24 protein-coding genes are annotated in these 24,930 nt (G+C 63.5%); 11 read left to right on the forward strand and 13 right to left on the reverse strand.

Annotation, left to right across the window (positions count from 1 at the left end):
* Nucleotides 1-8 precede the first annotated feature (8 nt).
* Nucleotides 9-695: a GntR family transcriptional regulator gene (locus M2267_RS28700; RefSeq protein ID WP_043614689.1), complete on the forward strand. Its 687-nt coding sequence runs from the start codon at nucleotides 9-11 to the stop codon at nucleotides 693-695.
* Between the two features lie 116 nt (nucleotides 696-811).
* Here M2267_RS28700 and M2267_RS28705 read toward each other — a convergent pair whose 3' ends face one another.
* Nucleotides 812-1,126, reverse strand: coding sequence for a hypothetical protein (locus M2267_RS28705; protein ID WP_043614691.1), 315 nt, complete (start codon nucleotides 1,124-1,126; stop codon nucleotides 812-814).
* 320 nt (nucleotides 1,127-1,446) lie between these two features.
* On the opposite strand from M2267_RS28705, the gene M2267_RS28710 reads away from it, so the two are divergent.
* Complete coding sequence (locus tag M2267_RS28710) at nucleotides 1,447-5,115, forward strand: FecR domain-containing protein (RefSeq protein WP_429119318.1); 3,669 nt, start codon at nucleotides 1,447-1,449, stop codon at nucleotides 5,113-5,115.
* Complete coding sequence (locus M2267_RS28715) at nucleotides 5,115-7,121, forward strand: CHASE2 domain-containing protein (protein WP_429119319.1); 2,007 nt, start codon at nucleotides 5,115-5,117, stop codon at nucleotides 7,119-7,121. The genes M2267_RS28710 and M2267_RS28715 overlap by 1 nt, the downstream gene beginning before the upstream one ends.
* Before the next feature lie 36 nt (nucleotides 7,122-7,157).
* Here M2267_RS28715 and M2267_RS28720 read toward each other — a convergent pair whose 3' ends face one another.
* From M2267_RS28720 to M2267_RS28745, 6 genes are all read right to left on the reverse strand, one after another.
* Nucleotides 7,158-7,874 (reverse strand): ABC transporter ATP-binding protein, encoded by a 717-nt coding sequence (locus M2267_RS28720; protein WP_429119320.1) that lies wholly within the window; start codon nucleotides 7,872-7,874, stop codon nucleotides 7,158-7,160.
* Nucleotides 7,855-8,619, reverse strand: coding sequence for an ABC transporter ATP-binding protein (locus tag M2267_RS28725; protein ID WP_043614699.1), 765 nt, complete (start codon nucleotides 8,617-8,619; stop codon nucleotides 7,855-7,857). The genes M2267_RS28720 and M2267_RS28725 overlap by 20 nt, the downstream gene beginning before the upstream one ends.
* Nucleotides 8,619-9,623: a branched-chain amino acid ABC transporter permease gene (locus M2267_RS28730; protein WP_429119321.1), complete on the reverse strand. Its 1,005-nt coding sequence runs from the start codon at nucleotides 9,621-9,623 to the stop codon at nucleotides 8,619-8,621. The genes M2267_RS28725 and M2267_RS28730 overlap by 1 nt, the downstream gene beginning before the upstream one ends.
* Complete coding sequence (locus M2267_RS28735) at nucleotides 9,620-10,486, reverse strand: branched-chain amino acid ABC transporter permease (RefSeq protein WP_192450487.1); 867 nt, start codon at nucleotides 10,484-10,486, stop codon at nucleotides 9,620-9,622. The genes M2267_RS28730 and M2267_RS28735 overlap by 4 nt, the downstream gene beginning before the upstream one ends.
* Before the next feature lie 179 nt (nucleotides 10,487-10,665).
* Nucleotides 10,666-11,838, reverse strand: coding sequence for an ABC transporter substrate-binding protein (locus tag M2267_RS28740; protein ID WP_043614704.1), 1,173 nt, complete (start codon nucleotides 11,836-11,838; stop codon nucleotides 10,666-10,668).
* Nucleotides 11,839-12,147: 309 nt separating this feature from the next.
* The gene (locus tag M2267_RS28745; protein WP_429119322.1) at nucleotides 12,148-13,992 is read right to left on the reverse strand and encodes a phospholipase D-like domain-containing protein; all 1,845 of its coding nucleotides are present in this window, start codon (nucleotides 13,990-13,992) and stop codon (nucleotides 12,148-12,150) included.
* Nucleotides 13,993-14,236: 244 nt separating this feature from the next.
* On the opposite strand from M2267_RS28745, the gene M2267_RS28750 reads away from it, so the two are divergent.
* From M2267_RS28750 to M2267_RS28770, 5 genes are all read left to right on the forward strand, one after another.
* The gene (locus tag M2267_RS28750) at nucleotides 14,237-15,040 is read left to right on the forward strand and encodes a DUF899 domain-containing protein (protein WP_429119323.1); all 804 of its coding nucleotides are present in this window, start codon (nucleotides 14,237-14,239) and stop codon (nucleotides 15,038-15,040) included.
* Nucleotides 15,037-15,300, forward strand: coding sequence for a hypothetical protein (locus M2267_RS28755; protein ID WP_429119324.1), 264 nt, complete (start codon nucleotides 15,037-15,039; stop codon nucleotides 15,298-15,300). The genes M2267_RS28750 and M2267_RS28755 overlap by 4 nt, the downstream gene beginning before the upstream one ends.
* A 307-nt stretch (nucleotides 15,301-15,607) precedes the next feature.
* Nucleotides 15,608-15,964 (forward strand): hypothetical protein, encoded by a 357-nt coding sequence (locus M2267_RS28760; RefSeq protein WP_429119325.1) that lies wholly within the window; start codon nucleotides 15,608-15,610, stop codon nucleotides 15,962-15,964.
* A 155-nt stretch (nucleotides 15,965-16,119) separates the two neighbouring features.
* A complete protein-coding gene (locus M2267_RS28765) occupies nucleotides 16,120-16,440 on the forward strand; it encodes a FliM/FliN family flagellar motor switch protein (protein ID WP_051659531.1) in 321 nt (106 codons plus the stop codon).
* A gap of 105 nt (nucleotides 16,441-16,545) precedes the next feature.
* Complete coding sequence (locus tag M2267_RS28770) at nucleotides 16,546-17,313, forward strand: 3-hydroxyacyl-CoA dehydrogenase (RefSeq protein ID WP_429119326.1); 768 nt, start codon at nucleotides 16,546-16,548, stop codon at nucleotides 17,311-17,313.
* Nucleotides 17,314-17,373: 60 nt separating this feature from the next.
* Here the strand turns inward: M2267_RS28770 and M2267_RS28775 are convergent, their stop codons facing one another.
* Nucleotides 17,374-17,985 carry a helix-turn-helix transcriptional regulator gene (locus M2267_RS28775; protein WP_429119327.1) on the reverse strand — a complete coding sequence of 204 codons (612 nt, stop codon included), beginning with the start codon at nucleotides 17,983-17,985 and terminating at the stop codon, nucleotides 17,374-17,376.
* 164 nt (nucleotides 17,986-18,149) lie between these two features.
* Between M2267_RS28775 and M2267_RS28780 the strand changes: the two genes are divergently transcribed.
* From M2267_RS28780 to M2267_RS28790, 3 genes are all read left to right on the forward strand, one after another.
* Nucleotides 18,150-18,758: a superoxide dismutase gene (locus M2267_RS28780; RefSeq protein WP_429119328.1), complete on the forward strand. Its 609-nt coding sequence runs from the start codon at nucleotides 18,150-18,152 to the stop codon at nucleotides 18,756-18,758.
* Between the two features lie 151 nt (nucleotides 18,759-18,909).
* Complete coding sequence (locus M2267_RS28785) at nucleotides 18,910-19,506, forward strand: flavin reductase family protein (protein WP_429119329.1); 597 nt, start codon at nucleotides 18,910-18,912, stop codon at nucleotides 19,504-19,506.
* Nucleotides 19,507-19,531: 25 nt separating this feature from the next.
* Nucleotides 19,532-19,864 (forward strand): tetratricopeptide repeat protein, encoded by a 333-nt coding sequence (locus tag M2267_RS28790; RefSeq protein WP_043614721.1) that lies wholly within the window; start codon nucleotides 19,532-19,534, stop codon nucleotides 19,862-19,864.
* A gap of 70 nt (nucleotides 19,865-19,934) precedes the next feature.
* Here M2267_RS28790 and M2267_RS28795 read toward each other — a convergent pair whose 3' ends face one another.
* From M2267_RS28795 to M2267_RS28815, 5 genes are all read right to left on the reverse strand, one after another.
* The gene (locus tag M2267_RS28795) at nucleotides 19,935-21,215 is read right to left on the reverse strand and encodes a TRAP transporter large permease (protein WP_429119330.1); all 1,281 of its coding nucleotides are present in this window, start codon (nucleotides 21,213-21,215) and stop codon (nucleotides 19,935-19,937) included.
* A complete protein-coding gene (locus M2267_RS28800; protein WP_192450474.1) occupies nucleotides 21,216-21,737 on the reverse strand; it encodes a TRAP transporter small permease in 522 nt (173 codons plus the stop codon).
* Nucleotides 21,738-21,816: 79 nt separating this feature from the next.
* Nucleotides 21,817-22,794, reverse strand: coding sequence for a TRAP transporter substrate-binding protein (locus tag M2267_RS28805; RefSeq protein ID WP_043614729.1), 978 nt, complete (start codon nucleotides 22,792-22,794; stop codon nucleotides 21,817-21,819).
* 121 nt (nucleotides 22,795-22,915) lie between these two features.
* The gene (locus M2267_RS28810; RefSeq protein WP_429119331.1) at nucleotides 22,916-23,788 is read right to left on the reverse strand and encodes an amidohydrolase family protein; all 873 of its coding nucleotides are present in this window, start codon (nucleotides 23,786-23,788) and stop codon (nucleotides 22,916-22,918) included.
* Nucleotides 23,785-24,927 (reverse strand): mandelate racemase/muconate lactonizing enzyme family protein, encoded by a 1,143-nt coding sequence (locus tag M2267_RS28815; RefSeq protein WP_429119332.1) that lies wholly within the window; start codon nucleotides 24,925-24,927, stop codon nucleotides 23,785-23,787. Before M2267_RS28815 ends, M2267_RS28810 begins: the two co-directional genes overlap by 4 nt.
* Between the last annotated feature and the right edge of the window lie 3 nt (nucleotides 24,928-24,930).

Consider the following 24,930-nt stretch of genomic DNA (forward strand, 5'->3'; position numbering starts at 1 on the left):
GCGAAACGATGAACGAAATTACCTCTCTGGAGAAACGCCCCGAGGGCGGCCCCGGCCCGATCCGACGCACTGCGCTGCACGACACGCTGGTCACGCATCTGCGCGACATGATCATCGAGGGTGATCTCTCGCCCGGCACGCGTCTGCATGAAGGTCAACTCGGCGAGCAGCTCGGCGTCTCGCGCACGCCGCTGCGCGAAGCCATCAAGTATTTGGCAAGCGAGGGGCTGGTGGAGCTGGTGCCGAGCAGAGGTGCTGTCGTCAAGCGCTTCAGCGGCAAGGATATCCGCGACATGCTGACCGTGCTGCGCACGCTCGAAGAGCTGGCCGGCCGGCTTGCCTGTGACGCTGCGAGCGACGCCGGCATCGCCGAAGTGCGGGCCCTGCACGACGAGATGGTCCGCCGCTACAAGGCCGGCGAGCGGCTACAGTATTACAAGCTCAATCAGCAGATCCACTCGGCGATCGTCCAGCTCTCGGACAATGCGCCGCTCGCGGATATGCACGGCGTGCTGCAGACACGCCTGAAGCGCATTCGCTTCATCGGCCACGAAGGCCCGGAGAAATGGGCCGCCTCCGTTGGCGAGCACGACGAGATGATCCTCGCGCTCGAAGCACGCGACAAGGACCGGCTCTCGGAGGTTCTCTGCCGCCATCTCACCAACGCCTGGGAACGGGTAAAGTCTTCGGTTTGAGGCGCCGCCGCGGCGACGTCCCCTATCGGGCCCGCAAGGGTCGCTCTCTCCTCCCTTGAATCGAGGGCAGCGCGGGAAGCGAGCCCCAGCGGGGCTCGCGCGACAGCGTATCCTTATCAGAACTTCGAATAGGCGTTGGTAACGGCCTTTGCGCTACCCGCTGCAGTCTGCTTTTGCAGCCCGAGAAGGGCGTCGCGGAGCGCCGGATTTGCGGCCAACGCCTTGTTTCCCGCCAGATCCAGACTGGAAAACCTGGAAATCAGGCCTGGCGTCGTCGCCAGCGGACCGACCCCACCGAGCGAGGCCGAGAGCGCTTTCGACAGCGGGTTCAGCGACGTCAAATTCGTCGGCGAAAATGAAGAAATCGGGGGCTTCGGCATGCTCCCTCCAATCGAGGTGATCATCTTTCCAATTCCTTTGATCGCAAACACAAACTCTCTCCTCATTATATTTGGTTCCGCCACTGCTGGCATGGCGCGCGCCGATGCAGCCATGGAGTGCACAACCATTACAAGAAAATATACTTCTAAAATCGCCTTTTCGAATATTGTATTTTAGACAAACCCCTCCTCCCAATTTCCCGCCGCCAATGAGAATGCAGGCCGTGCTCGCTCGTTCCGCGCCCAGTGTTGCAGCTCTGCCGCTGAGGAGAGGCGCATCAACCTGAGCTTAATTAAGAATATTCGAATTCTATTGACTTTACGCTGATCGAAATTCACTGAATCACGGTGGGGCGGAGACGGGAACGAAGATGGGGCGGCAACGGCTTCGGGGACTGCTTGCGACAGTGGCAATCCTCTGTCCGGGCCTAGGCTTGGCGGAGCCGGTTCAAAGAACACCGCCCGTCGCCGGATCGGTGATTGCCCGCAAATCCGGTGAGGAAGTGCGCTTCGTCGACGTTTCGAGCTGGCGTTTCGTCGATCTCGCACAGGACCTTTTGTCCGGCGATATCCTGCGCACGAATGCGACCGGGGCGCTGGCGGTGCTTTTCTCTGACCACACCCAGATCCGACTCGGCCGCAACACGGCGCTGCGCGTCAAGCGCATGGGGACGAATACGGGCGCGGGCAGCGATACCAGTCTCGAACTGCAGTCGGGCACGATCTGGGCGCGGGCGGAACGGGGTGGCCAGGGCCTGACGATCGACACGCCGGCGGCAACGGCCGCCATACGCGGAACCGACTGGACGCTGACGGTCGCCGGCGACACGACCTCCCTGACCGTGCTCGAGGGCGTGGTCGAACTCAGCAACGACCTCGGCAGCGTCACGGTGAAGCAGGGCGAAGGCGCTGTTGCCGCGATCGGGAAGGCGCCGACCAAGATCGTGATCGTGACGCCGAAGGACCGCGAACAGATGCTCTTCCATCTGTCCTTGCGCGACGCCTTTGCCTTGATGCCGTCAACCCCGCTTAAGGTGCGCGACATGCGCAATGCGCGCGACCGGATCGAAGCCCGGCCGGAAGCGTCGCGCTCGGCCGAAGACTGGCTGACGCTGGCTGAAATCCAGCTGCGGTTCGACGGGCGGTCCCAGGCCACGGCCGCCCTTCAACAGGCCCGACGCCTCGGCCTCAACCGGTCTCAAGCCGCGCGCGCCTATCTCGTCGAAGCGCTGATTGCCGGCTCCGAAAACCGCTACGGCGATGCGGCACAGCTCTTCGAAAAGGCAGCCCCGGGGCTTGACGCAGACCGCCGGTCCGTTGCGGCCTTCGGCGGCTATTTTGCACGCGCTCTCGCTGACCCGGACCGGATCGAGGAGCCACCGTCTCAGGCAACGGGTGCCTATGGCGCCTTCGCTGCCGCCTGGACCGCAGGCTTTCGCACCGACATTCGAGCAGCGATCGACACGATCAAGAAGGCGGAAAGGCGATATCCGGACGATCCGTTCCTTCCGGCGGCCCGGGCGCAATTCGCGATGCTGCTCGACGATCGAGGCGAAACGCGCGCCGGCATCGAAAAGGCGCTTGCGAACGATCCTGATGATCCGACCGCGCTGGAATCGCGCGCCAAGTATCGTTTGCTCATTGAAAACGACCGGGAGGGCGCGCTGGCGGATCTCGAGCGGGCCCTGGAAATCACGCCGGGCGACCCGTCGCTCTGGAACTGGGTGGGCCTGGCAAAGAGCGACCGTGGCGACAATCGCGGCGCCGAGCAAGCATTCAAGAGAGCCGTTGAACTCGATCCTGCCGATCCGCTTTACCACGCCAACCTGGCCTACCAGTATTTGGATGAAATGCGGCTCGTCGAGGCGAAACGGGAGATCGACGCGGCGCTTGCGATCGACCCCTCTTTCGACCTCGTGCTCGTCGGGCGCGGCCGATACCATTTGCAGAACGGCGAAATCGACAAGGCGATCGACGATCTCCTGGCCGGTTCGACGGCCAACCCCGCCTATTCCAACGCACAATTGCTGCTCTCGGCGGCGCACTATGAAAAGGGCGACCGAATCCCGGCCGCCCAGGCGCTCGACAATGCCGACCGGCTCGATCCGAATGACCCTGTCGTCGCGACCGTGCGGACCGCGATTGCGATCGACGAATACGATTCCGATGCGGCGATCCGATATGCGCAGGAGATCATGCGCAGGACGCGGGCGCGCGGCGGCGAGAGCGCCCCGCTCGGCGCCAACCAGGACGCCGGGTCGACGCTCAACGACGCCTTCCGCCTGCAGGGACTGAACGCCTGGGGGCAATATTACGGCGATGTGGTCTTCGATCCGTTCACGGGATCGAGCTATGTCGACCAGGCCATCCGCGGCAGCGTCAATCCGCTGTTCAACACCTATGATTTCGACGGCAGCCCGGTCGTCAACACCGCCAATCCGCAGAGCTTCTCCGCCTTCTTCCAGGGGCTGCTGATCGAGCCGCATATGCTGGCAAGCCGCGAGCGCACGGCAAACCTCGTCCAGCGGCCGTTCTTCGAGGCCGCGGTCGCAGGCGGCATCATCGCCGACAGCGACCATGAGGGCGGGATCGGCGAAGCGGAACTGCGCGGACTGACGTTCTCGCCCTTCCCGATCAGCGTCTACGGCAATGTCCATTGGGAGAAACCCCAAGATACGATCGATATCGGCAATGGACTGGCGATCGAGCGGGAAGCGCGCCTGCTTGGCGGCAATGGCTACGTGACGGCCACGCCGACGCCGGATGACAGGGTCGTCGCCTATGCCAACTACGGCGATCTCGACGACAAACGCAGTATTTTCGACATCCCGGATCCCCGCGCCGCCCCTCTCAAGCTCGACGGACTGAGCGACGACGATTCCTCGCGACTGCTCTCGGGCGTGGCCTGGAGCCACACCTTCGACTACCGCAACATCGCCAATGCGGCGTTCTTCTTCTCCGATCAGTCCACCACGGAAAACGAGCGGGTGAGGCTCACGGACCCGCGCTTTCCAGATATTGCCACCAGCCGAAGCGAGGACAAGCAGCGAACCTATATCGCCGCCGTCAATCACCTTTACGGCGACGGCGATTTCACCTGGCGCTACGGCATCGAAGGCGGTGTCGTCAGGTCATCGCAGTCGTTTGATATTTTCGATCCGTTGGGCGTCAGCACCGGCAGCAGCAATGTGCCGGTCATCGCATCCGGTTCGACGTCCGCGACACAGACCGTCGCCAAGGCCTATATCGACACGATCTACGAAATCACGCCCGACCTGAAGACGGAAGGCGCCCTCTTTGCCCGCTACATCGAAGGCGTCAACGGTGGCGATGTTCGGCTAGAGCCGAAAATCGGCATCGCCTGGGCGCCCGCTGAAGGGCACTGGCTGCGCGCGGCCGCCATGCGCGACGGTCTCAACTTCGACGTGGCCACCCTTGCGCCGATCGGCATCGTCGGGCTGCAGCCGAACCAGTTGCGCTTCGGCGCCGAAGGCTATGCCGATACGCTGGCGCTTCGTTGGGACGCGGAGTGGAACAGTTGGTTCTTCACCGCGCTCGACTACCAGCACCAGGAGGTGCGGCAACTCGCGCTCGACATTCCGCTTTCCACCACCAGTCTTGCCTATGCCAAGGTCGGGCTTGACCGGGTTGCGGCGACCGCGAACTTTGCCATCGGCCATGGTTTCGGCCTGTCCCTGACCGCGGCCCACACGGAAGCCGACGTCAAGGAACACACCGGCAGCCAGCCCGGCGAACTGCTGTTCGTGCCAGAAAACACCGGCCAGGCAGCGCTGACTTGGGTCAGCACGGCGAACGTCAAGACGACCGTTGCTGCCAACTATGTCGGCGCGCGACCCGGTGGTGGAAAAGACCTCGACGATTTCTGGACACTCGACGCGGCCTTGCAGTGGGAGCCGTTTGACAAGCAGATCGAGGTCGATCTGGCGGCCTTCAATCTGCTCGATGAAGATTTCGAACTGGGCAATGGCCTGCCCGGCTGGGGACGAACGTTCAAGGGCACGATCAAAGTGCGGTTCTGATGGAGGAGCGCGTTACGGTGCAGGCATCGAGTGGTCGGCCCGGACGATGGGACAGCCCCCGTTTCCTGCAACGGCGGTTGAAGCTTCTCGCGCTCGCGGTGTTCGTCGCCATCGCGCTGTCGCTCGCCACCTTGACCAATGCCTGGCGGCTGAACGAGTTGCGCAGCTTCGACTACCTGTCGACTATCGACGGCCCGCCGCTCCCCGAGGACAGCCCGATCATCGTCGCCATCGACGAACCGTCGATGGCCGAAATCGGTCGCCAGTGGCCGTGGCCGCGCGCGCTGCATGCGCGCCTCATCGAGGCGCTGCGCAAGGCCGGCGCACGCGCGATCGGGATCGACGTGATTTTCGCCGAGCCTTCGGCCGATCCCGCCAACGACGAGGCGTTGGAAAAGGCGCTCGGCGCGGACGTGGTTCTTGCCGGCGACCAGACGCTGGTGGAGACGCCTCAGGCCGACCAGTTCGTGCGCACCGAGCCGCTCGCCCGCTTCATCGCAAAGGGCGCCTGGACCGGGATCGCCTCTGTCAGCCTCAGCGGCGACGGAACGTTGCGTGCCGTTCCCGACTATCCGGACGGCTTTGCCGCAGTGCTCGCGGCAATTGCCGGTGCAAAATCGCACGCACCGCCAAAGGACGCGCTGATCCAGGTTTTCGGACCAGCGCGGACCTATCCCACCGTTTCCTATTACCAGGCGCTCGATCCCGACAATTTCCTGCCAGAAGGCATGTTCGAGGACCGCGTCGTGCTCGTCGGCCTCAGCCTGCAAAATGCGCCATCGATCGCCGAAGGCGGGGCCGATGCCTTCACCACATCGGACACCGTGCATTCGAACAAGCTCGTCTCCGGCGTCGAGATGCAGGCAACCATCTACGACAATCTGGCCCATGAGCTTTTCATACAGCGCGCCGCGAGGCCCTATGTGGTTGCAGCCATTGCGCTCTCTGCGATGTTGGCGGCCTTCTCGGTGCTGCGCACGACCGGCTGGCGCACGCTTGCCTATGGCGCCGTCGCCATCGGCCTCATCATCGCCGCCAGCTATGCCGCGATGCGCCTCGGCCACGTCTTCCTGTCGCCGCTTGGGCCTGGGCTTGCGTTCCTTGCCGTGACTGCCGGCCAGGCCGGGCTCGACTATGCGGAGGAGCGCAGGAAGCGCCGGGAAATCACCCGCGCCTTCCAGCAGTACCTCTCCCCTGCCCTTGTCGAGCGTTTGGCGAAGGACCCGTCACACCTCAGGCTCGGCGGCGAACGGCGCACGCTGTCGATCCTCTTTTGCGACATCCGGGGCTTTACGACCATTGCCGAGGAAATGAAGGAGGATCCAGAGCGGTTGACGGCGCTGGTCAACCGGCTACTGACGCCGCTTTCGGAAGCGGTGCTCGAACAGGGCGGCACCATCGACAAATATATCGGCGATTGCCTGATGGCCTTCTGGAACGCACCGCTCGACGATCCCGACCATGCCATGCACGCCGTCGGGGCGGCGCTCGATATGCTTGCGCGGCTGGAACGGGTGAACCGGGAACTCGAAGATGAGGCGAAAAGGGACCGCCGATCGGCCCAAACCCTGAGGATCGGCATCGGCATCAATACCGGCGAATGCGTTGTCGGCAACATGGGCTCACACCAGCGCTTCGACTATTCGGCCCTTGGCGACGCCGTCAATCTGGCCTCCCGCCTCGAAGGCGCATCGAAGGAGTACGGCATCTCCCTGCTCCTCGGTGAGGAGACCGCGCGTCTTGTCGAGAAGACCTTCCCGGTCGCCGAACTCGATCGCATCACCGTCAAGGGCCGCAGCGCCGTATCGCCGGTCTTCACCGTAGCCGTCGGCGCGAAGAAAGAAGCGCTCGAACGCCATCAAACCTTCGTGCAGGCCAAGTATGACGGCACGCTTCGGGTGCATGACGTGGTGTTCGACCAGTTGAAGAGCGCCCTGCCGCCGCTCGCGCGCTACTACGAAAGGGAACGCACCCGCCTCGATACGTCAAGGCGAGAACCCAAGTGAACGAGCGAAAGTGACCGGGCGAAAGCAGTCGCGCGGTCAGCGGAGCCCGCCGACGCCGAGCAGCCGCTCGACGGCGTCGCGATCTCCCGCCAGCGCGTCCGGCGCGCCGGACCAGGCGATCCGGCCGCGTTCGAGCACAATCACCCGATCGGCAAAGTCGAGCGCACTCTGGATGCGCTGTTCGACCAGCACGATCGTCATGTCGCCGGTCTTTGCCAGTTCGGCAAACGCCTTCATCAGTTCTTCGCAGATGACAGGCGCCAGGCCCTCCAGGGGTTCGTCGAGCAGCAGGATCGACGGACGGCCAAGGATCGAGCGTGCCGTCGACAGCATCTGCTGTTCGCCGCCGGAGAGCTGGCTGCCGAGATTGCGCCGACGCTCGAAGAGACGCGGAAACATGTCGTAGGCTTCCTGGATCGCGCTTTTCGGTCGGCTCTTGAGGCCGACGAAGAGGTTCTCCTCGACGGTCAACGTCGGGAAGACGCAGCGCGCCTGCGGCACGAAGCCGAGGCCCTGCATGGCGCGCGCAGCACTCGGCAACGCAGTTACGTCCGTACCGCCCATGCGGATGCGCCCGTCATAACGGCGGGTCTGGCCGGCAAGCGTCGCAAGCAACGTCGTCTTGCCCATGCCATTGCGGCCGAGCACGGCAAGGCGGGCGCCCGCCGGAACGGCAAAGGATACGCCTTCGAGCACCCGCGTCGGCCCATAGCCGGCGGACAGGTTTTCCACCTCAAGCGGCGTGGCTGGCATTGGCATAGCTCCCCAGATAGGCTTCCCGCACGCGCGGATCCTTCGTCACGTCGGACGGCGAACCGTCGAAGATGATCGCGCCGGCGGCCAGCACGACCACGCGCTTGGCAAAGCGAAAGACGAGATCCATGTCGTGCTCGATCATCAAGACGGCGAGATCGGCGGGCAGGTCGGCGAGCGCCTGCTCGATCCGGCCGGTGTCGCTCTGCGGCACGCCTGCGGCGGGCTCGTCGAGCAGCAGCACCCGCGGTTTCAACGCCAGTGCAACGGCGATTTCCAGCAAGCGCTGCTGACCGTAAGCGATCTCGCTCACCTTGCGGTGCATCAGTTCCCGAAGGCCGAGCTTGCCAAGAAGGTCTTCCACCTCGGCCATGACATCGGGCATGCCGAGAAAATTGCCGAAGAGGCGGCCGGCTCGGCCGGTGCGTTGCAGGACAGCAAGCGCGACATGCTCGGAAGGCGTCATGTCGGCGAAAAGCCGCGTCACCTGGAACGAACGCACAAGCCCGCGCCGCACCCGGCCGATGGCGTCGACGCTGGTCACGGCCTCACCGTCAATGCGCACTTCGCCCGAATCCGGCTTGAGATTGCCGGTCACGAGATTGACGAAGGTCGTCTTGCCGGCACCGTTCGGCCCGATCAGCGCGACCCGGTCGCCCGGCGCCATGCTGAGGCTGACGTCATTGGTGACCGCAAGCCCACCGAAGGCGCGTTTCAGATTGCGGACTTCAAAGATCGGCTGCATCACCGTGCCTCCTTGCGGCGGGCGAAGAACGCAGCCGCGGTGCCATAGATGCCCTTCGGTGCGAAGAGTACGACGGCGATCAACAGCACGCCGACCATCGTCAGCCAGTGGAAGGGATTGGCGGCCGAGACGACGTCCTCGAAGAACATGAAGACGACAGTGCCCGTGAGCGCGCCGAAGAGCGAGCCGGTACCGCCGAGCACCAGCATGACCAAGCTTTCGGCCGACATGGTGAAGGAGAGGCTGTCGAGCCCAACGACCTGGGTGGATATCGCGTTCAGAGCGCCACCGACGCCGGCAACGGCACCGGATATGACGTACATCTTGGTCAGCGCGATCTTCGGCGACGCCCCCATCGAGCGGATGCGGATCGGATCTTCCTTGATGCCGCGGCACAGCATACCGAAGGGCGAGCGCACGATCAGCCGCAGCACGACGAAGACGATGGCAAGCAGAGCCACGCCGAAGACATAGGCCGTGCGGCCCCAGAGGTCGAACTCGTAGAGGCCGAGAAGCGCCGTCGGCGCAATGCCGGAGAGCCCGTCGCTGCCGCCGGTCCAGGACGAAGCCTTGTTGGCGAACTCGTGGAAGAGATGGATGAGCGCGATCGACAGGACCAGTTGCGGTAGCCCGTGGGCGCGCAGGATGACGACCCCGCAGATAAGCCCGGCGACCGCGCCGGCGACGATGCCGAAAGCGAGCATCGCCAGCGGATCGTTGATGCCGTAATGCGCCGAGGCGATGCCGGCCGCATAGGCGCCGGCGCCGAAGAGGGCCGCATGCCCGAGCGTTGCGACGCCGCAGTAACCGGTGACGAGGTCCAGCGACAGCACCAGAAGCGCGGCTGCGATGATCCGGGTCAGGAGCGCCAGATTGTTGGGGAAGAGGAAGTAGCCAATCACCGCGACAAGCAGGATCACCGCCAGTCCGATAAGGTCTCCGCCACCGAACCGCCGACGCGCGGGAGCGGTCGCGATCAAGTCGTTCGTCGTCGTCATGGTCATCCCTTGGCCCTCCCGGCGAGCCCGCGCGGGAAGACGCAGATGATCGCGATCACGGCCAGATAGAAGAAGAATTCGCCGAATTCCGGCATGAGATAGCGGCCGGTCGTATCGATCGCGCCGAGCAGCAGGCAGGCAACCAGCGCACCCGGAATCGAGCCGGCACCACCGACGGAGACGACAACGAGGAACGTCACCATGTAGCGCAGCGCATAATAGGGTTCGACCGGCAGAAGTTCGGCGCCGACCACACCGCCGAAGGCGGCAAGTCCGACGGCGACAGCAAAGCTCACGGCATAGACGATTTCCGTGCGCACGCCGAGGGCGGCCGCCATTGCCGCATTATCGACGGAGGCCCGCAGCTTGACGCCAAAAGCGGTCTTTTCGATTGCGTACCAGAGGCCGGCAGCGACCGCGAGGCCGCAGACGATCGCAAAGATGCGATGGGTGGCGATCGCCCGGAAGCCGAGGTCGACGGATCCCTGCAATTCGCCAGGCAGCGGCACCGTCTTCAGCGTCGGGCCGAAGACATAGTTGGCGATGCCGATGATGCAGAACGTGATGCCGATGGTCATCAGCACCTGGGTCAGTTCCGGTGCACCGTAGATCCGCCGGTAGAGCAGCCGCTCGATCGGCACGGCGATGATGATGGTGCCGAAGATCGCGAGCAGCACGGCAAAGCCGTAGGCAAGACCCAAATCGCGCGCTGCATAGGAGGCGATGTAACCGCCGATCATGGCAAAGGCACCATGCGCCAGGTTGACCACGCGCATCAGGCCCATGGTGACCGAAAGGCCGATGGAGATGACGAAGAGCACCATGCCATAGGCAAGGGCGTCGATCGCAATGCTGAGGACGGTTTGCATGGGGCTATCCGTTGCCCTTTCTTCCAAATTTGGCTGCGCCGGATTCGGTGCGCATACTATGCGCGGAGCGGCAGTCCGGCGCCAGCATTCGCGGCGCCGCAGGGCGCGCCGGTCGCTCGAGAGCAACCGGTCACCGCGTCATCGGTGGCGGCGGGCGCGTGGGCGCCCGCCCAAGTCGGCTACTTCAGCGCAGCGAGACCGGGGTCCCCCTGCTTCTCGAAGGTCTGGATTTCCTTGTTGTAATAGGTGCCATCATCGGCCTTGGCGACTTCGCGCAGATAGATGTTCTGGGTGATGTGGCGCGATTCCGGATCGATCGTCACCGGACCGCGCGGGCTGACCCAGGAAAGGCCTTTGACGGCTTCCACGGCCTTTGCCGCATCCTGCTCGCCGCCGGTCGCCTCGATCATCTTGTAGATCACATGCATGCCGTCATAGGCTCCGACCGAGGGGAAGGAGAGTTCGGCCGGGTTGCCGATCGCCTTGCTCGCCGCTTCGACGAAGGCCTTGTTCTCCGGCGAGTCGTGCGAGACGGCGTAATGGAAGGTCGTCTGGATGCCGAGCGCGGCCTCGCCGAGAGCAGGCAAATCGGATTCCTGCGTCAGGTCGCCCGGGGCGAAGAACTTGATGCCGCCGTCCTTCAGGCCGTTTTCCTTGAAGGCCTTGACGAAGCCGAGCGTCGTCGGGCCGGACGGCAGGAAGGCAAATACACCCTCGGCACCGGAATCCTTGATGCGCTGCATGATCGGCGAGAAGTCGTTGGTCGCAAGCGGCATGCGGATCGCTTCGACCACTTGCCCGCCGGCCGCTTCGAAGCCCGCCTTGAAGGCGTTTTCGGCATCGACGCCCGGGCCGTAGTCGCTGACGACGGAGATGACCTTGGAAACGCCGGCGTCCTTGGCAACCTTGGCGATCGGCGTCGAGGTCTGCCAGGTGGTGAACGAGGTGCGCACGACGAGCGGGCTCTTGGTGACGATCGCCGAAGTCGCTGCGTTCATGATGACGAGCGGGACATTCGCCTGGGTAAGCAGCGGCGTCACCGCCATTGCATCCGGGGTGAAGTAAAAGCCGGCGAGATACTGCACGCCTTCCTTGACCACCAGTTCCTGCGCCAGCGCCTTCGACTGGGCGGGATCGGCCTGCGGCACGTCGCGGTAGATGATCTCGATATCGTCGTCGCCGACCTTGCTGCCGTTCAGCGCCATATAGGCGTCGATGCCAGCCTTGAAGTTCTTGCCCTGCAGGGCGAAGGGGCCGGAGAACGGTCCGACGACACCGATCTTGATCGTGTCGGCATAGGCAGCACCGCTCATTGCCAAAGCCGCAACCGCAGCCAGAATCATCCGCTTCATATTTCCTCCCTGAGATGCCGGCCACTCCCGCGCCCGCATCCTCGTCGCAAACGACTGTCGATTTGATGGTTGTCAGCTTGCCATGCCAAACGGTGATGTAAAAATGAAATATGGGGTGCCAATCATAATTTAGGGGTTATGTTTTGGCACAGGCGACGCCCCTCGACCAGCCGAGGGTGCCGAAATCCCCAGCGCACGACACGCACGTTCCCGCACGCGCGCCAGCCCATTGCGATCGACAACAGGGAGCATAGCAAACGACACCGTGACGGCGCGATCGCGGGTTCGCGGCCTATCGATGCTGCCTGTCTAGATCGGCGGCAGATTTTCCGGTTGCGCCATGTCGATGAAGACCTGAACGCGCTTGGCTCGCAACTTGCCGGGCTCGTACTTCTTCAGCCATTCGCCCGTTTCATCGAGGAATAGGCTGGCCCCGGCGCCCTCCGACGTCCCGACGCGCGCCGCCCTGTCCCGGTCGGACTTCTTCTTTGCCGTCGCCTCTCGGACAGAGCGGAAATAATAGTGGTTGAACAGCCGGTTGAACTCCGTGAAGTAGATATCGGCGGCGCGCCGATCGCCACGGATGAGCAGCATGTTTTCGTCGTTGTCGTTGGTCGACGCATCCGAGAAGTTCGCCGAACCGGTAACGACCATCGGATCCGCACCGAGGGGATCAGCCAGCAGAAACTTCGAATGCACATAAGCGACGTGAGTGTTGAGCCCGAGCGCCCGCGCATTGGTTTCCCGCGCCCACTGATAGACCGGATCGCGCAGATACGAGCCCCAGGCCTGATAGACGTTTTGTCGCGCCGTGAGCGGAATGAACGGCTTCTTTGCCTTGGCCTTCGGCTGGTCGCGCTTTTCCAGGAGTAGGAAGAGCACCGGATGCACGCCGGACTGTGCGCTGTTGTCGAGAAACGCTTGCTTGAAGCGGTCGTTGATCCCGAAGGCGAGCGTCACGCCGCCATAGGAGCGAGCCTCGTCCAGCGCCTTCACATACATATCGAGGACAGCGCTTCCGGCACGCGGACTGAAAATCGAGGTCACGCCGCCTGGAATATCCGCAGGCGCCTGCGGCACTTCGGCGAGGTCGGAGACCGCCTTGCGGAAGGCCTTTCGCTTTGCCCTGCTCGCGGCAGCATTGTCGGTCTTTGCCGCGCCGGGATCCCCGGCGAGCAATTTCCAATAGCTTTCGAACGCCTTGGCGAGATCGGCGTCGCGGACCCAATGCCCGACATTGGTCTGGCCATGCACCCCGCCCATCGAGAGGTTCGTCGAGCCGGTCCAGACCTGCGGCTTTCGGCCCTGATCCTTGGGGAGCAACACCATGAACTTGTTGTGCTGTATGTCGGCGGGATTGTTCTCGCGCCACCGTGCGATCGCCGCCTTCGGAAGCCCTACGGTGCGAACGATCTGCTTGTTTTCCTCGCGCGGAAAGCTCTCGTGGAACTTACCCTTCTTGTCGGTATAGGCATTTTCCTTCGCGTCGAGCACGAGCCTCACGACGACGCCGCGCTCGAAGGCGGCCTTCAGCCTTTCCACGACGGGGCGATATCTGAATTCATAAAAGCAGCCGAGCAGCGTGTCCCCCGCTTCCGCCTCGTCGATGAAACGCAGCAGTGCTTCGTCAAGGTCCCGGCTCAGCCACTGCAGCGCCTCGAGCGTCTTTTCGCGCGTTTCCAGCCTGTCCGGCGGCTTGTTTCCGAAACGGCGCCGGTAGGCCTGGCTGCTCGCGACACCGCGGTTGAAGAAGACGTCGTGCGTCTCCTCGCTGAAAAGCGGCTCGGTCTTGATGCCGATCCGGATGGCAGGCGCCGAACGATCGATGTTCTTCGCATGGCCCGTGAGCGGATGGAAGTAATAGTCGTAGCGCCGACCGGGCTTGGCCGTGAAGTCGTCCCAGACGAAACTCTGGACGGGATGGTCGTAGGTCAGAACGACGGTATCCTCATTCGGATGGGAGATCACCGTTTCGAAGACCTTAAAGCCGTACATGTAGTACCGCTCGCCTTCCGCGGGATCATGCCGCTCGACTGCAAAACCGAGAAGCCCGGTAGTGTCGGCATTGCGATAGTCGATCGCGAACGAAACCGTGTTGACCCCCGACACGGCAAAGATCTTGTACCCGCCAACCGCATCCGAAACGAAATGCATGCCGCCCTCCCGCGCGTGGTTGCGACAAGCATACTCGCTCAACCTCAAGGAATTACAACAGCGACAACTAAAAAGGCGCTGGATTGGTACCCCTCGCGCCGCTGTCCGGTGGCAGCGGCAGCGCCACGAAAACACCGCCACACTTGTTACTCCCGCTCGCGCTTTTGCGGTGTCAAGCTCTCCAGGAGAGCAAGGCATCCGCCTTGCGTTGAGCAGCTTTGCTGAAACGAGGAGAAACGGCACAATGACCCAGACTATCGAGAAACGCGACAACGGACGCGTGGACGCCGAGCCGGCGATGCAGAAGCCGGCGGTGGTTTCACAGCAGGCCTGGGAAACGGCCCGGCAGGAAATGCTGGTAAAGGAGAAGGCGCACACCCGTGCCCGCGATGCGCTGGCCGCCGAGCGCCGGCGGATGCCGTGGATGGCAGTGACCAAGACCTACGTGTTCGAGGGTCCCGACGGCAAGGCGAGCCTGCATGACCTCTTTGCCGGCCGGCGCCAGTTGATCGTCTACCGCGCCTTCTACGAACCGGGCGTGCACGGCTGGCCCGATCACGGCTGCCGGGGCTGCTCGATGGTCGCCGATCAGGTCGCGCATCTGTCGCACCTCAACGCCCGTGACACAACCCTGGTCTTTGCCTCGCGCGCCCCGCAGGCGGACATTATCAAGCTGAAGGCGCGGATGGGCTGGACCATGCCCTGGTACACCATCACCGACAGCTTCGATGCCGATTTCGACGTGGGCGAGTGGCACGGCCACAATGTTTTCTTCCGCGACGGCGAACAGCTTTTTCGCACCTACCTCGTCAACAGCCGCGGCGACGAACAGATGGGCGGCACCTGGAACTATCTCGACATCACTCCGCTCGGCCGACAGGAGGTGTGGGAGGATTCGCCGGCCGGATATCCGCAGACCCCGACCTACAAGTGGTGGAACTGGAACGACAGCTACGTCGAAGGCGCTGCCCCGGACAAGAGATGGGTCGAAGTATCGGATGCCGGCGAGGCCGCGATGCGCGCTTCCGACACGAGCGCGAAGCCATGAGCATCGGCGCCCGCTCCGGTGAGCGCGACGGGCGGGCGCCCTCCCTCGCCCGTTTGATAGCGGCGGGGTTGGCGCTTGCCGCCGCCCCCACCTTCGCCCTGATGGCCGTTCTTTCGAACATGGGAACCGCCGGGGCCGATCCGATGCTGTGCGGCGTCACCGGACATGCGGCGATCGGCGGGATGACCGCCATGTATCTGCTGATGGGTGCCTTTCACCTTCAGCCCTGGCTGAAACTGATCGACATCAGAAAGAGCTAGCGATCGGTCTTTGCTCTCGGCGCCTGGCAGTTGCCGGCGTCGGGAGCTAAAAAATCATCCAGCGACATGCTATTGTCGCACGGCACGCAAAAGATGTGGAAACGCCGATGGGCATATGTCCCTGAAATCGGCGAGTGGGCATGCTGCCCGAGTCGGAGAAGCAAGTGACTTCTCGGCTTGAAGTACGGAACGGTTCCACTAGGTAGATTTGGCAAGATATCCGGCAATTGAATCGGCCGGAGAGATCAGTCGCTTTCCACCTGTGACCGGATCCGTTCGGAAAATACAGCGAATCAGGAAGTTGACCTTGAGTGTTGCCGCCTCTCAACCGAACCCGACACGTTTCAAGAACCGCCTGTTGCCTTTGGCAGGCGGCCTGCTGCTTTTCGTTACAGCCGCCGCGGCATCGCTCTACTATATGCGTGGAGCGAAAGAGCCTTCGACGGAGGTCGCAGCCATCGCCCCGGTTGTGACCCGCGCCGAGGTCGACGCCACGATGATGCAGTTGCCGAATTTCCAGATCCTCTTCAGCGACGGCGATCGCGGGCTGATGGTCTACGAGGGTTACGTCTATGTCGTGCGACTCGGCGACAAATTGCCGAATGGCCGCCGCATGATCGGATTCCAGAAACGGGACGGAAACTGGGCTGCGGTGACGCTTTGATGGCTTTCATCGCCTCCACATTGTGGATGTTAACGCTTTGTTAACGCTCGCTTGCAAGGCACGGGGAACCCCCATTTAGCCACGGTTGCCACCCAGGGCGAACTGGCGCAACTCTTTGTTAAAGAGTCGTGAATCAGTGCTTTGGATGGTGCAGAATGATTAACAAGAAGCTACAGGATGAGCTGGTCGAGCTCGACGAAAGCCCTGCGTTCGAAGGCCGTTCCGTCATGAGCGAACGCGCAGTTCAGGGCATTCCGCTCGCAATCGAAGCGGTCATCGGACGCGCCAAGCTGACGGTGTCGCAGATCTCGAAACTCCATCAGGACGACACGATCCATCTCGATCGCAACTTCGGCGAACCGGTGGAGCTCAAGGTCAACGGCATGGTCATCGGCCGCGGCGAGATCGTCTTCGATGAAGCCACCAACGCCATCGGCATCAAGATCATCGAAATCTCGCCGATCGGCGCCCAATAGGCTCCGGCACCTAAGGCGGCTCGTCGTCAGCGGAACTTGGCTTCGACAGCCAGCAAGTCTATGTCGGTAGTTCAACGACACGATCCGGTACGGGAGGAGCCTCATATGCTGATCGATGGAAAAGTCTTTATCGTTACCGGTGGTGGGTCGGGTCTGGGGGCGGCCGTCGCGCGGCGGCTGCACGGCGCGGGCGCCCGCGTGGTCCTTGCCGACGTCAACGCCGCAGCCGGCCAGCAGATGGCCGGCGAACTCGGCAGCAACGCGCTCTTCCAGAAGACGGATGTCACCAGCGAGGCGGATGGCGCCACAGCCGTGGCAGCGGCCCTCGACCGGTTCGGACATCTGCACGGGCTCATAAACTGTGCAGGCATCGCGCCAGGGGAAAAGGTGCTCGGCCGCGACGGCCCCCATCGTCTCGACAGCTTTTCGCGCGCGGTCGCGATCAACCTCGTCGGCACCTTCAACATGCTGCGGCTCGCCTCCGAAGCGATCCAGCGCGAAGAGCCCGGCGAAGATGGTGAGCGCGGGGTGATCGTCAACACCGCCTCGGTTGCCGCCTTCGACGGACAGATCGGCCAGGCGGCCTATGCCGCTTCCAAGGGCGGCGTCGTCTCGATGACGCTGCCGATTGCCCGCGAACTCGCGCGCTACGGTATCCGCGTCGTCGCCATTGCACCTGGAATCTTCGAAACGCCGATGATGTCCGGCATGCCGCAAGAAGTGCAGGATTCGCTCGGAAAGAGCGTGCCCTTCCCGCAGCGCCTCGGCAAACCGGACGAATTCGCAGCACTCGTCCAGCACATCTGCGAAAACCGCATGCTGAACGGCGAGGTCATCCGCCTCGACGGCGCCCTGCGCATGGGCGCCCGCTGACACGATTGGAGTTGGCGGCGCCCGTCGACGGGCGTGCGCCAGGCCGTTGCCCTGACAGGATCAGGCGGCCCGAGCGGCCTGCTTGACCACATAGGCACACCGTCGCGCGCCGGCCAGGATATGCTCGGCGCGCTCGACTTCGACGCCGGGGCCGAGCACCGCGCGGAACACGCTCAGTTCTGCCCGACAAAAGCCCTGGCAGCTGGTCGCGGCAGCGCAGATCGGACAATGGTTCTCGACGAACAGCAGCGTACCGTCGCCCGGATCCTCGCAAGCCGCCATATAACCTTCCTGCGACCGCAGTCGAACGAGCACGTCGACCCGTTCGCGCAGGCTCTCCTTCTCCACCATCGCCGCACGATAGTTCTGACGGGTCTCGTCCTCGCGGGCGGCGATCAGCCGGTCGATCGCCTCATCGCCAAGCGTCTGCCGGATGGTGCGCAAGAGCTGAACGGTCAGCTCCGCGTGTGTGTCCGGAAACTCCGCGTGGCCAGCAGCGGTTAAGCCCCAGAACTGCGACGGACGACCGACACCTTTTGCCTCGGACCATGACATGGCCAGCCCGTCCTCGGCGAGACGCACGAGCTGCTGGCGCACGGCCTCTCCGGTGATCGCCAGGCGTTTGCCGAGCGCTGCCGCGGTCTGCGGCCCGTGTAGCTTCAGGGCCAGCATGATGCGTTCGCCCGGGGTGCGGCCGGCGCTTTGCTTTGGATTTAACAAGTGATCGCTTGACATATTCCCGCGCGCAGATTTACAAAGAATTGTCTTGCTAAATATACTCTCCTACGTTCGCAGACAAGTGATCCGAGAGTGCCCCGCCCGCAAAGGATTTGACCATGGCCTTCGAACTTCCCGCCCTTCCCTACGCCGCCACAGCACTCTCGGACAACGGCATGAGCGCCGAGACGATCGAGTTTCACCACGGCAAGCATCACCAGGCCTATGTCACGGCACTGAATGGCTTCGTCGACAAGGATGCCTCGCTCGCCGGCCTGTCGCTGGAAGAGATCATTCGACTCAGCCACGGCAAGGCGGAACTGGCCCCGGTCTTCAACAATGCCGGCCAGCACTGGAACCACATCCTGTTCTGGAACAACCTTTCGCCGAAGGGCGGCCAGATCCCGGGCGTGCTTGAAAAGAAGATCACCGAAGATTTCGGCAGCGTCGCTGCCTTCAAGGATGCCTTCAAGGCAGCTGCCACCAGCCAGTTCGGTTCCGGCTGGGCCTGGCTGGTACTCGGCCAGGACGGCAAGCTGAAGGTCACGAAGACCGCCAATGGCTCCAACCCGGTTGCCACCGACGAAGGCAAGGCGCTGCTCGGCCTCGATGTCTGGGAACACGCCTATTACATCGACTACCGCAACCGTCGCCCGGACTACACCTCGAACTTCCTCGACAAGCTTGCCAACTATGAGTTTGCCGAAGCGGAACTGAAGTCGGCCTGACCGATTGAAACGCGGCGCGGACTGGAAAACGTTCGCGCCCCGATCGGTCGAAGAGTTGCAGCAGCCGCTCGCCCCCGCCTGAGCGCAGGCTTCTGCAAATCCCGTGGCGTCTCCCCGCCGCCACGGGCTATTTCATCTTGGAAGAAGCCCCATGCGCCAGACACCTCCGCCCTCCCTCGCCATCGACGCCCATGCGGCCCTCGCCGTGTCGAAACCGGCGTTCGCCGACACCCTGTCGCATCTCGCCGCAACCGTCTGCGTGGCGAGCGCCGGCAAGGGTGCCGACAGTCTTGGCCGGACGGTGACGGCCACCTTCTCGCTCTCCGCCAACCCGCCCTCGATCGTCGTGTCGATCAAGGCGGACAGTCCGCTTGCCGCGCTGATCGCCGCCGAGCGGGGGTTTTCGCTTGCCATGCTGGCTGAGGGCCAGGAACTGATCGCAGATGCCTTTGCCGGCAAGATCGACGCGTCGAAGCGCTATCTCGTCGGCATTTGGGCAGACTGGCCGAGCGGACGGCCAAGGCTGCTCGGCGCGGCTGCCACGCTCGACTGCCTGCTCAGCGCTTCGATCGAGGTGGGCGACCATATGCTGTTCGTGGGAACAATTGTCGCAACCGAGACATCTGCCCATGCCGCCCCCTTGATCTGGGGCCGCCGCCGGTATCAGTCTCTCGAAAGGACGAGATCGCTGCCGGCGCTGGCAAGCAATGGGCATGCGCCCCTTACCCCAAGCAAGCCTGCGGCCTGAACCGGCGATCGCGGAGGAGGAAGCCATGCGGCAAGTGCTCGAAAAGCTCTTACAGGACGGCAAGGACGACGCCCTTTTACGCTTCACACTCGGCAGCATCTGCCTTCAGGAAGCGGATCTCGAAACCGCCTTGGCCCATGTCGAGCGGGCACTCGCCTTCGATCCGGACTATTCGGCAGCATGGAAACTGCGCGGCGCGATCCTCCTCAAGCTCGGCCGCCACCAGGAGGCGATTGCGGTCTGGCGCGAGGGCCGTACAGTCGCCGAGCGGAAGGGCGATCTGCAGGCGGCAAAGGAAATCGGCGTCTTCCTGAAGCGCCTCGAGCGCCAGTGTCTCGCCGCCAACGGAAACGAATAGCCGGCCCGCGGTCAGGATGGAGCGGGCCCGGCAAGCCATGCCGAGCCCAGAGGTATCGCCGGCGATCAGCTCACCGGAAGACCGAGGGCAACCAGAGCGACAGCGCCGGAATGTAGGTGACCGCCATCAGCACCGCGATGCTGGCGCCGAAGAACGGCCAGATCGTGCGCATCGCTTCGCGAATGGTAATCCCACCGACGGCGCAGCCGACGAAGAGCACGGTTCCAACCGGCGGCGTGTTGAGGCCGATGCCGGCGTTCAGGATCATCACCACGCCGAAATGCACCGGATCGATGCCGAAGGCCTTGACCACGGGCAGCAGCACCGGCGTGCAGATGATCACCATTGGCGCCATGTCCATGAAGGTGCCGAGGATCAAAAGGATGATGTTGATGACGAGCAACACGATGATCGGGTTTTCCGAGATCGCGCCGATGGCGCTGATCATCAGTGCCTGCACCTGCAGGAAGGCCATCAGCCAGCCGAAGGACGCCGCCATGCCGATGACGAGCAGCACCATCGCCGTCGTACGCACCGCCCCCATGACCGCCTCGACGAAGCCCGTCCAATTGAGCTCGCGATAAACAAGCATGGCGACGAGGAAGGCATAGAGCACGGCAATGCACGAGCTTTCCGTGGCGGTGAAGACGCCGGAGCGCACGCCGCCGAAGATGATGCCGATCAGCACGATGCCGGGAAACGAGGCGAGCAGGTAGTAGAAGACCTTGGCAAAGCCCGGAAACGGTTCGGACGGATAGCCTCGGCGCCTGGCAACGACATAGGCCGTCACCATCAGCGCGAGCGCAAGCAAGAGCCCCGGGATGATGCCGGCGGTGAAGAGATCGGCGACCGAAACATTGCCGCCGGCGGCGATCGAATAGAGGATCATGTTGTGCGACGGCGGAACCATCAACGCGATGATCGCCGCATTGACCGTGACGTTGACGGCATAGTCGCGGTCATAGCCGCGCTTGGCCATCTGCGGGATCATCAGGCCGCCGACCGCCGAGGCGTCGGCAACGGCCGAGCCGGAAATGCCGCCGAAGAGCGTCGAGGCAACGATGTTGACCTGGCCGAGGCCGCCGCGCAGGTGGCCGACGAGGCCGGCGGCAAACTGGATCAGCCGGTTGGCGATGCCGCCGCGCACCATCAGGTCGCCAGCGAAGATGAAGAACGGGATCGCCATCATGGCAAAGACGTTCATGCCCGAATTCAGCTGCTGGAACACCACCACCGGCGGCAGGCCGAGATAGAGCACGGTCGCGAACGAAGCGATGCCGAGGCAGAAGGCGATCGGCATGCCGATGAGCATCAGGAGGGTAAAGACCCCGAAGAGGATAGTGTAAGCCATTCAGGCCATCTCCTGCACGACGACATCCGCCGCGAGTTCGACACCGAGAAACTGGTCGAGAAAGCGCTCCGCCGCAAAAAGGGCGATCATGGCGCCGCCGACGATGAGCGGGAAAAAGTCGACGCCGCCGGGCCATCCGAGAACCGGAATGGTCGCCGTCCAGGTGCCGGCCGAAAGGAGCAGGCCGTAGTAGGCCATCGCCAACCCGAAGACGACGATCAGCCCGAGGCTCGCCAGATCCATGGCCAGCTGCACCGACGGCTTCATCACGTGTCGGACGACATCAAGGCCGAGATGCACGCTTTCCCGCACGCCGACGGCAGCGCCGAGCATGATGAACCAGGCCATGAGATGGAGAGCCAAGGGCTCCGACCAGCTCGGCGAGTCGTTCAGGATATAGCGGGCAAAGACCTGCCAGCCGACGATCAGGGTCATCGCGACCATGCCGATGCCGGCGATGTAGAGCGAAGCGCGGCTCAGCGCGCCTAGAAACGGACGTATCGTCCGCATGAAACGACGCATGTGTCTTCCTCCTCCGCAAAGGCGATCCGGTGAACGGTAGCGAAAGCCGGCCCCGATCCCGGAGCCGGCCTCACCGCTGTCACTTGACGGCCTTCACCCTTTCGAGAAGGTCTTTCAGCTTCGGATCGCTGACGAACTGGTCGTAGACCGGCCCCATGGCGGCCGCGAACTCCTCCTTGTTGACCTTGATCACGTTCGCACCGGCAGCGCGAACCTTCTCCTCGGACGCCTTTTCGCGCGCGCTCCAAAGCTCGCGCATCTTGCCGACGCTGTCCTTGGCCGCCTGGCGGAGCAGTGTCTGGTCTTCAGGGGAAAGCTTGTCCCAGCTCATCTTGGAAATGACGAGGATTTCCGGATTGAGGGAGTGTTCGGTCAGCGAGTAATTCTTGGCCACCTCGAAATGGCGGGCGGATTCGTAGGACGGCCAATTGTTCTCGGCACCATCGACGACGCCCGTCTCGAGCGAGGAATAGACTTCGCCCATCGGCATCGGCGTCGGATTGGCGCCGAAGGCCTGCATCATCGCGATCCAGAGATCGGACTGCTGCACGCGGATCTTCAGGCCCTTGAGGTCGGCGAGTTTCTCGATCGGCTTCTTGGTCGTGTAGAAGGAGCGCGCACCGCTATCGTAGAAGGCGAGACCGATCAGCCCGTGCGGCTCGAAGGCGGCCAGGATCTCATCGCCGATCGGACCATCGACGGTCTTGTGCATATGTTCCGTCGAGCGGAACAGGAACGGCATGCCGAGCACCATCGTCTCCTTGACGAGGTTGTTGAACGGTGCCGCGTTGACGCGGTTCATGTCGATGACGCCGAAGCGGGTCTGCTCGATCGTGTCCTTTTCGCCGCCGAGCACGCCGTTGTTCATGACCTCGATCTTGATGCGGCCGTTGGTTCGCTCGGAGAGCAATTGCCCCATGTACTTGACCGCATCGACGGTCGGGTAGCCATCCGGATGGATGTCTGCCGAACGCAGGGTGATTTCCTGCGCCTGCGCCGCTGTGCCGGCAAACGCCAGCCCCATGGCGACGCAAAGCATGCTTGCAATTTTCTTCATGTTTTCCTCCTCCTCTAGTCGTGCTTCGGCCTCTCCCAAGACCGGGTTGCTGCCCGTCCGGGCCGGCATGCGAAATCTCCAAGTTGTGGGTTCCACGGGCGCCTCCCAGCACCCGCGGCAACTACACCGCGGCGAAGGCCGGCAGCTTGAACAGGCGTTCAGGGTTCTCGACGAGGGCCAGATGCCTGGTCCGTTCGTCGGCAAGCCAGCCGAGCACCAGGTCGGTCAGCCGGGCATCGTCGGGATAGTCTTCCGTCTTGCGGATCATGTTGTGCGGCCAGTTGGAGCCCCAGACGATGCGTTCCGGCGCGTGCGCGGCAATCTTCCTGGAGACGGCGGCCACATCCTCATAGGGCCACCCGTCGCGCGAACTCTCGTAGGCGCCGGCGAACTTGAACCAGACATTGCCGCGATCGATCAGCGTCAAGAGAGCCGCAATCTCCGGCCCATTCGGATCGACACCGGCGAAGAACTTGCCGTGATGATCGAACACCCAGCGCGAGCGGATGCGCGCCAGCCGCGGCAGATGGTCGAGCAACCGGTTGCCGTCGAACTGGACGGCGATCATCCAGTCCGCCGCATGCGCCCGCGCATCGACCGCCTCCAACGCGTCGAGCCCCACCGCCCCGCCGGGCAGATCCATGATACGGGCGCCGACGACGCCCGCTTCGCTGAGTGCGCCCATTTCTGCATCCGATGTGGTTTCGTCGATGACGGCGACACCGCGCGCGACATCGCCCATTTCGGCGAGGCAAGCGAGCAGATTGGCGTTGTCCTTCTGATGGGCGTTGCCCTGCGTGATGATCACCCGGTCGATCCCGAGCCAGTCCATGACCTCGCGGTAGGCCGCAGCATCCGGTAGTGGCGCGGCCGGCAAGGGCGGCCCTCCGGCAAGCGACGGAAACCCCGGGAGATACATGTGCATCTGCGCGTCGACCGCCCCTTTCGGCAGGCGCGGTTCAGGCGGGCGGCCGGTCAGGGTTCGCTCGATCATTGTGCGCTCTCGGGCATCTTGAACTGGGCAAGTGCGTCGCGGTCGATCTCGATGCCAAGGCCGGGCGCGTCGGGAATGGCAACGACACCGCCCTCCGCCTCGATCGGCGTCTTCAGCACCGCCTGTCGGAACGGATTTTCCGTCCGGTCGAACTCCAGGATCGGCTCGATCGGATTGATCCGCACCGGATCCGGCGTCATTGCCGCCATGAACTGCAGTGCGGCAGCGATGTGCACGCCGGTGCCCCAGACATGCGGCACGATGCGCACGCCGTGCAGCGTCGCAAGGCTTGCGATCTTCGCCATCTCGGAAAAACCGCCGCAGCCGCAGAGATCCGGCTGCAGGATATCGACGGCGCGGCTTTCGATCGCCGGCCACATGCCGTAACGGCTATGCCAGGTCTCCCCACCGGCAACCGGGATCGGCTGCCCCGCCCTGACCTCGCGATAGGCCGAAAGCTGCTCCGGTACCACCGGTTCCTCGAACCAGTCGATGTCGTAGTCGGCCGCCGCCTTGCCCAACCGGATCGCCTCGGTGACGGTATAGCCGTGGTTGGCGTCGATCATCAGCCGCATGTCGTCGCCGATCGCCTCGCGCACCGCGCGGATGACCCGCAGGTCTTCCTCGATGCCGAAGCCGATCTTGATCTTGCAGGCGTGAAAGCCTTGCGCCCGGCGCTCCGCCATCTCCAGCGCATTGTCGGAGACCCGGTCGACGCCGTCGCGCTTGAAGCTGCCGGTCGCGTAGGCCCGCACGCTCTCGCGCCAGCGCCCGCCGATGAGCATCGAGACGGAGGCACGATAGTGTTTGCCCTTGATGTCCCAGAGCGCGATATCGATGCCGGAAAGGGCGGTGATCGCAAGTCCGCGCTGCCCCTGGTCCCGCAGTGCATTGTAGAGGATCGCCCAGAGCTTTTCCGTCTGGCGCGGATCCTGGCCGATCAGCCAGGGCGTGTAAGCCGCAACCACCGCCGCATTCGGCCGCGCCGGGCCGAGGCATTCGCCCCAGCCGATCGTGCCGTCGTCGCATTCGATCTCGACCAGCACATGGGCGCGACGGTCAAAACGCATGGAGGCGCTTTCGAACGGCACGGCCAGTCGATGTTCGAGAAGATGGGTACGGACGGCGACGATCTTCATGGG

It is taken from the genome of Ensifer sp. KUDG1, assembly GCF_050434285.1.
Lineage (GTDB): Bacteria > Pseudomonadota > Alphaproteobacteria > Rhizobiales > Rhizobiaceae > Ensifer.